Raw genomic sequence first — 7,387 nt, forward strand, 5'->3', positions numbered from 1 at the left:
TGAGGGCATGACCAGCAGCCCTCCCTCCGCCGATGTCGACCTGTTCGCCGACGACGTCCTCGTCGACCCCTATCCGACCTTCGCGCAGCTGCGCGAACTCGGCCCCGTGGTGTACCTGCCGCGCCACGACGTCTACGCCCTGACCCGCTACGACGTCATCCGCGGCGCCCTCGCCGACACCGCGACGTTCTCCTCCCGCGCCATCGCCTTCAACCCCGCCGCCAACGACGCCCTCCGCGGCACCTCCCTGGCCTCGGACCCACCCGTCCACACCGAACTGCGCGCCACCCTCACCGAGAACCTCTCGCCCCGCGCGCTGCGCGGACTCAAGACCACCATCGAGGCCAAGGCCGACACGCTCGTCGCCGACCTCGTCACCACGGGGTCCTTCGAGGCGATCGACGCCCTCGCCCGCGCCTTCCCGCTCGAGGTCGTCGCCGACCTCATCGGCTTCACCGGCAAGGTACGCGCGAACATGCTGCGCTGGGGACAGGCCGCCATGGAGGTCCTCGGCCCGATGAACCAGCGCACCGCCGAGAACTTCCCCATCGCCGGGGAGCTGTACGCGTGGTGCTCACAGGTGCAAGCCGAGGATCTGACCCCCGGCTCGGTCGGGCGCGGCATCTTCGACGCCGAGGCGCGCGGCGCCGTCCCCGCCGGCAGCGCCGGGCACATCATCCACCAGTATCTCGGGGCCGGGGTGGACACCACCATCGCCTCGATCGGCAACCTCATCGCGCTGTTCGCGGCGTTCCCCGACCAGTTCGACCTCGTGCGCGCCGATCCGGCGCTGGTGCCGTCCGCCTTCGCGGAGGTGCTGCGCTACTGGGCGCCGCTGCACGCCTGGGGCCGCGCCGTCACCCGCGACGTCGAGATCGACGGCCACCTGATCCCCGGCGGGTCGCAGGCGGCGGTGCTGCTCGGCTCCGGCAACCGCGACCCACGGCACTACGACGACCCGGATGCGTTCCGGGTGGCCCGCAATCCGGTCGATCACCTGTCCTTCGGCTACGGCCCGCACGGCTGCGCCGGGCAGGGACTGGCCCGCCTCGAGGCCCACGCGATCATCGCCGCCCTGGCCCGGCACGCCCGCCGCCTCGTCGCCGCCGAGCCGATCCGGGTGCCCGGCAACACCACCCGCTCCATCGACGCCCTCGAGATCCTGGAGGTTGTGCCCGCATGAAGATCACCCTCGACCGTCCCCGCTGCGAAGGCCACGGCCTGTGCGAGGAGGCCGCCCCCGAGCTGATGCACCTCGACGACGACGGCGAACTCGTCCTCGACGTCACCGAGGTGCCCGAGGGCAGCCCGCAGGCCGCGGCCGCGAGCGCCGCCGTGCGGGTGTGTCCCGTCGCCGCCCTGAAGCTCGCATGAGCACCGCAGTTCCCCTGGGCACCGGCATGGAGCGGATCGTGGTGGTCGGCAACGGCATCGCCGGGCAGACCGCCTGCGACAGCCTGCGCGCCGCCGGGTTCACCGGGCAGCTGACCGTCGTCGGCGACGAACCGATCCCCGCCTACTCACGGCCGGCGTTGTCGAAGGCGCTGCTCACCGACGGCGGCTCCCACGAACTCGCCGCCCCCGCGCACGGCGCCACCGAACGCCTCGGCGTCGCCGCGGTCGGCCTGGACGTGGACGCACGGCTCGTGCACCTCGACGACGGCGCCGCGCTGGAGTTCGACGGGCTCGTCATCGCCACCGGCGCCCGCCCCCGGCCGCTGGGAGACGACGCGTTGGTGTTGCGCACCCTCGACGACGCCCTCGCCCTGCGCGAGCGGCTCGCCCGGCGGCCGTCGGTGGCGGTGGTCGGCGCCGGCCCGCTCGGCATGGAGGTCGCCTCCGCCGCGGCGCAGGCCGGCTGCGAGGTCACCGTCGTCGCCGACACCGCCCCGATGCGCCCGCAGTTCGGGCCGTATCTGTCCGACCTGTTCACCACCGCCGCCACCGCCGCGGGGGTGAAGCTCGTCCACGGCACCGCCACCGGCTTCGCGGCCGGGACGATCACCCTCGACGACGGCAGCCGCGTCACCGCCGAGCTGGTCGTCGCCGCGATCGGCGACATCCCGAACGTCGAGTGGCTGCACGGGTCCGGGGTGCTCACCGACGGGCGGTTGGTCGCCGACTCGCGTGGGCGGGTCGCGCCGGGCATCGTCGCCGCCGGCGACGTCGCCCATGTACCGGTCCGCGGGGTGGTGCGGCGGATCCCGTTGTGGAACAGCGCGATCGAGCAGGCCCGCATCGCCGCAGCGGCCGTGCTGCTCGGCGACGCCGCACCCGAGTTCGACGCCGATCCGTATTTCTGGACCGAGCAGTTCGGACTGCATCTCAAGGCGATCGGGCACCTGCCCGTCGACGGGGAGCCCACCGTCCTGGCCGGCGAGGATCCGCGCGGACCGGCGCTGCTGCACTGGCGGCATCCGGACGGTGCGGGGGTGGCGGTGGCGATCAACCACCGCATCCCCATCCCGCGGCTGCGGCGCGCCGCGGCCACCGGGGAACTGCCGAGCACCGCGACGGCGGCTCGGTAGGTTCGTGGGCGTGACCCGCCCTTCGGAGCATCCGGCCGATCCCGACCTCGCGCGGCTGGCCGCGGTGAACCTCAACCTGCTGGTGCCGCTGCTGGCGGTGCTCGAGGAACGCTCGGTCACCCGCGCCGCCGCGCGGGTCGGGATGACGCAACCGGCGATGAGTCATGCGCTGGGCCGGATGCGGCGGTTGCTCGATGACGAACTGGTGGTGCGGCAGGGGAGCGGGCTGGTCCTCACCCCGCGCGCCGTCGAGCTGATCGCGCCGCTGCGGGAGGTGCTGCGGCAGACCGCGCGGGTGGTGAACTTCCCCGGTTTCGACCCGGCCCGCGACACGCGCACCATCACCCTGGCGATGACCACCAGCACCGCCTTCGTGGTCGGGGCGGAGCTGATGCGGGCGATCGGCGAGCGGGCCCCGCACGCGACGGTGCGCATCCGCACCTTCGTCGAGCCGCAACCGGCGGATTTCACCGACGACGGGGTGGACGTGGTGCTCGTGTCGGAGGCGTTCGCCGCGCCCTATCCGCGCGAGCGGCTCTACGAGAACCGGTGGGTGGTCGTCGCCCACCCGGACACCGCTCCCGACGCCGGGGCGCTGGAGTTGCTCGAATCCGTGCCGCACACCGCCTACGACGCGCGGCACCGCATCACTCCGTATGCGGCGCTGGATGCGGCCGGGGTGCCCTACCGGATCGGTGGTCTGGTGTCGGATTTTCTGATGGTGCCGCAGTTGGTGGCGCGTGCCGGTGGGGTCGCGATCCACACCTGGCGGGTCGCGGCACAGATGCGCCGTCAGTTGCCGCTGCGGATCGAGGAGTTCCCGTTGCCGGTGCCGCCATTGGGGATCGACATGGTGTGGAATCCGCGACTGGCCGACACGGCGTTCATCTCCTGGCTGCGGGCGATCCTCGTCGAGGCCACCACCGGCGCGACCCTCGGCGAGTGACCGCGCCGGTGTTCAGTCGTTCTGCGCGTCGAGCAGGTAGCACCACGAGGCGGTGAGTTCGTCGAGGCAGATCTCGCGCGGGGTGCGCCAGCCCACCGAGAAGTAGCGGCGCGACATGTGTTCGAGCTGCCCGAACGCCAGGACGCAGCGGATGCGGCGGCGGTCCGGGGCGAGCCTGTCGGCCCGGTCGAGACCGGCGGTCATGTCGGCGACGGCGCTTTCGAACCACTGCTCGGTCTTCGCCGCGACGTCCGGTTCGTGGGCCGCCTGGTAGGAGGCGGTCATATACGGCTCGATCTCGTCCCACTGGGTGAGTTTGCGGTCGAGCCACTGCCGGATCAGGGCGCGGGAGCCGGAGGCGACGACCTCGGTCAGCGACGGATCGTCGGCGGCGGTGAGGATCGAGTCGACCTTCGTCAGCAGCGCGCTCATCACGTCGGATTTCGACGAGAAGTGCAGGTAGAAGGTGGTTCTCGTGGATCCGGCGGCGGTGGCGATGTCGTCGATGGTGGTTGCGGCGTAGCCCTTGGTGCCGAACAGTTCGAGCGCCTTGGCGAGGAACAGCTCGTAGGTCATCTGCTTCTGGGCGGCACGGAGCGACATGGCGGAAATCCTATCCTCGACGCAGCACTTACCGGCGAGTACAGTCACACGTCGTTTCGATAATTCACTTGACAGTCTGTATTCCGAATCCGTACTGTGACTGCCACCACGTCGCGTAACCAGCGATGTCGACGAAAGGAAAGTGCCGATGACAGGCGCCGCGCCCCGCACCGTCCACACCGTCCTCGGCCCCGTCCCCGCCGACGACCTCGGTGTCGTCGCGATCCACGAGGCCCTGCTGTCGGTGCTGCCCGGCGCCCAGCACGCCTACGACATCGACTTCGACCGCGCCGAGATCTTCGCGACGCTGCTCGCCAAACTCCGCGCCTTCCGCGCCGCCGGCGGCGGCACCGTCGTCGACGCCACCGGCATGTTCCACGGCCGCGACGTGCCGCTGTACGAGAACCTCTCCCGCGCTTCCGGGGTGCACATCGTCGCCTCCACCGGCCTGGGCCCGGAGAACCTGCTCGGCGGCTACTTCCTGACCCCGCAGACCAACCCGCCCACCCCGTGGCCCGCGGACAAGTTCGCCGACCTGTTCACCCAGGAGATCACCGAGGGCATGGTCGTGCCGCGCGTCGAACGCCGCGGCCCCGCCGGCCTGGTGACCACCGCCGCGAACCCCGACGGCATGACCGCCACCGAGGAGAGCCTGTTCCGCGGCGCCGCCCGCGCCGCCCGTAGCACCGGGGTCGCGGCGATCCTGCGCTACGGCGCCGACGCCCTCGCCGACCTCGACGTCGCCCTCGGCGAGGAACTGCCCGCCGACCGCATCGTCGTCGCCGGCCTGGATCGCCGCGACGCCGTCGCCGCCGGCGCCCCGGAGAAGATCGCCCGTCGCGGCGCCTACCTCGCCCTCGACCACGTCGGCAGCAAGGACGAGCTCCACGTCTCCGACACCGAGCGTGTCACCCTGGTCCGCGATCTCGTCGACGCCGGCCTCGGTCACCGGATCCTGCTGTCGTCGAGCGCCACCGGCGTCGCCAAGGGGCATCCGGCGAACGATCTGCCCTACGAGACGGTGCTCACCGGTTTCGTGCCGCAGCTGACCGCCGCCGGTCTCACCGACGACGCCGTGCAGCAGATCCTCATCGCCAACCCGCAGGACCTGCTGGCCGCGCGCTGAACCGCCGCCGACCACCCATCACCGAGAAGTCTTCGTCCCGAAGGGGAATTGCTGTGTCGAGAGTCAACACCGTCCTGGGCCCGATCGCGCCCGAGGAACTGGGCATCGTCGCCGTCCACGAGCACATCGGATACGGCATGCCCGGCTCCGAGCTGGACACCCGCTGGTGGAAGAGCCCCGAGGTCCGCTACGAGGAGACCGTCCCGAAGCTGCGCAAGTTCCACGAGTACGGCGGCGGCACCTTCGTCGACGTCACCGGCATCTGCAACGGCCGCGACATCGACTACTACAAGTCCCTCTCCGCGAAGACCGGTGTGCACATCGTCGCCTGCACCGGTTTCGTCGGCGGTGACACCGCCCTGCCGTTCTTCGAACGCGCCTCCGTCGACTACCTGATGCGCCAGTTCGTGCACGAGATCACCGTCGGCATCGGTGACACCGGCAGCCGCGCCGGCGTCATCAAGGTCGGTGTCTCCCGCGGCGGGAAGATGACCGAACTCGACAAGCGCATCTACCGCGCCGCCTCCCGCGCCGCCCTCGCCACCGGCGTGCCGATCCTCACCCACCTCGCGATCGACGCCGAGAACGCCATCGCCATCTTCACCGAGGAGGGCCTGCCGCTGCACCGCGTGCTGTTCGGGCACGCCGACGACGGCGTCAACGCCGAGAAGACCCGCGACACCTGGATCGCGCAGCAGGGCGGCCGGGTCGGCTTCGACACCTTCGGCTACGAAACCGAACTCGAGGACCCGCCGTTCTGGGCGCGCCCCCGCAAAGAGCGCCTCGCCCACTTCCTGCGCTTCCTCAACGCCGGCCACCTCGATCAGGCCCTGGCCGGCGTCGACGCCAACTGCAGCCCACTCGGCTGGCCGGGCGTCAAGGGACACACCGTGAACTACCTGTTCGAGGACCTCATCCCGGACCTGCGCGAGGCCGGACTCGACGAGGCCACCATCACCAAACTGTTCGTCGAGAACCCCGCCGACTTCCTCACCATCGCGCAACCCTGACCCGAATCTCCCGGCGCGCACCCTGCGCGCCCTCCGAAAGAGACACCCACATGCAGACCTCGGATCCGACCAACCTCACCATCGCCATCGTCGGCGCGGGCTATGCCGGTGCGGCCGCCGCCCGGGCCCTGTCGTTGCTCGGCGCGAACGTCACCGTCTACGAACAGGCCCCCGAGATCCGCGAGGTCGGCGCCGGCATCGGCCTGCGCCCGTCGAGCATGGAACGCTTCCGCGAGTGGGGCATCTTCGACGACATCGCGAAGGTCAGCTCCCCGAGCGACTACTTCGAGATCCTCACCGCCACGGGCGAGCCGATCATGAAGGACACCTGGCCGGCGCACGGCGACCAGAAGCACACCCACCTGATCCACCGCGGCGACTTCATCGACACCCTCATCGCCTCCCTGCCCGACGGCATGGTCAAACTCGGCCACCGGCTCGAGCGCATCGAGGACCACGGCGACCGCAGCACCCTGACCTTCACCAACGGCACCAGCGTCGACGCCGACCTGGTCATCGGCGCCGACGGCATCAAGTCCGTGGTCCGTGAGCAGCTGTTCTCCGCCGCCGAACCGGTGTTCTCCGGTGAACGCGCCTACCGCGCCGTCATCGACGTCGCCGACGCGCACGGCATGGTCACCGACGACAACCTGCGCATGTACATCGGCAAGGGCACCAAGGTGTACCTGCTGCCGCTGCGCCACCGCGGCCAGGTGTCCTTCGACATCACCGCCCTGTGCCCCGACCCCGACTGGGCGCCGCAGGTGAGCAAGGAGGACATGCTCGCCACCGTCGCCGGATTCGACCAGCGCATCGTCGACATCACCGCCGGCCTCGACATGGACATCGTCAACATCCGCGGTGTCTACGACATCGACCCGATCGAGCGCTGGCACAGCAACTCCGTGGTGCTCATCGGCGACGCCGCCCACTCGATGCTGCACCACCAGGGTCAGGGCGCGAACTCGGCGATCCTCGACGCCGGGGCGCTCGCCGACTGCCTGCGCGACACCGACACCGTCGCCGCGGCGCTCGCCGCCTTCCAGGCGCAGCGCAAGCCGGTCACCGACGAACTGCAGCGCATCTCCCGCCAGGGCTGGACCGAGGACGAGGTCCAGGACGTCTTCCCGGGCCAGAAGCCCGCCGCGCAGCAGCCCGCCCAGTAGATCCCCAC

8 protein-coding genes are annotated in these 7,387 nt (G+C 71.0%); 7 read left to right on the forward strand and 1 reads right to left on the reverse strand.

Annotated features, from left to right (window positions below):
* The first annotated feature begins 7 nt into the window (after window positions 1–7).
* From B9C99_RS23785 to B9C99_RS23800, 4 genes are read left to right on the forward strand one after another with little or no spacing between them, the layout of a single operon-like run.
* Window positions 8–1,183 (forward strand): cytochrome P450, encoded by a 1,176-nt coding sequence (locus B9C99_RS23785; RefSeq protein WP_088899566.1) that lies wholly within the window; start codon window positions 8–10, stop codon window positions 1,181–1,183.
* Window positions 1,180–1,374, forward strand: coding sequence for a ferredoxin (locus B9C99_RS23790; protein WP_016696433.1), 195 nt, complete (start codon window positions 1,180–1,182; stop codon window positions 1,372–1,374). The genes B9C99_RS23785 and B9C99_RS23790 overlap by 4 nt, the downstream gene beginning before the upstream one ends.
* The gene (locus B9C99_RS23795) at window positions 1,371–2,528 is read left to right on the forward strand and encodes an FAD-dependent oxidoreductase (protein WP_016696432.1); all 1,158 of its coding nucleotides are present in this window, start codon (window positions 1,371–1,373) and stop codon (window positions 2,526–2,528) included. The genes B9C99_RS23790 and B9C99_RS23795 overlap by 4 nt, the downstream gene beginning before the upstream one ends.
* A gap of 10 nt (window positions 2,529–2,538) precedes the next feature.
* Entirely contained in the window at window positions 2,539–3,474 is a 936-nt protein-coding gene (locus B9C99_RS23800) for a LysR substrate-binding domain-containing protein (protein ID WP_051033125.1), read from the forward strand.
* Window positions 3,475–3,486: 12 nt separating this feature from the next.
* Here B9C99_RS23800 and B9C99_RS23805 read toward each other — a convergent pair whose 3' ends face one another.
* A complete protein-coding gene (locus B9C99_RS23805; protein WP_088899567.1) occupies window positions 3,487–4,077 on the reverse strand; it encodes a TetR/AcrR family transcriptional regulator in 591 nt (196 codons plus the stop codon).
* A 148-nt stretch (window positions 4,078–4,225) separates the two neighbouring features.
* Between B9C99_RS23805 and B9C99_RS23810 the strand changes: the two genes are divergently transcribed.
* From B9C99_RS23810 to B9C99_RS23820, 3 genes are read left to right on the forward strand one after another with little or no spacing between them, the layout of a single operon-like run.
* Entirely contained in the window at window positions 4,226–5,203 is a 978-nt protein-coding gene (locus B9C99_RS23810; RefSeq protein ID WP_088899568.1) for an aryldialkylphosphatase, read from the forward strand.
* Window positions 5,204–5,256: 53 nt separating this feature from the next.
* Window positions 5,257–6,213 (forward strand): phosphotriesterase, encoded by a 957-nt coding sequence (locus tag B9C99_RS23815; protein ID WP_088899569.1) that lies wholly within the window; start codon window positions 5,257–5,259, stop codon window positions 6,211–6,213.
* A 50-nt stretch (window positions 6,214–6,263) separates the two neighbouring features.
* Window positions 6,264–7,379 (forward strand): FAD-dependent monooxygenase, encoded by a 1,116-nt coding sequence (locus B9C99_RS23820; RefSeq protein ID WP_088899570.1) that lies wholly within the window; start codon window positions 6,264–6,266, stop codon window positions 7,377–7,379.
* Window positions 7,380–7,387: the final 8 nt, after the last annotated feature.

Source organism: Rhodococcus sp. BUPNP1, assembly GCF_002215235.1.
Taxonomy (GTDB): Bacteria; Actinomycetota; Actinomycetes; order Mycobacteriales; family Mycobacteriaceae; genus Rhodococcus.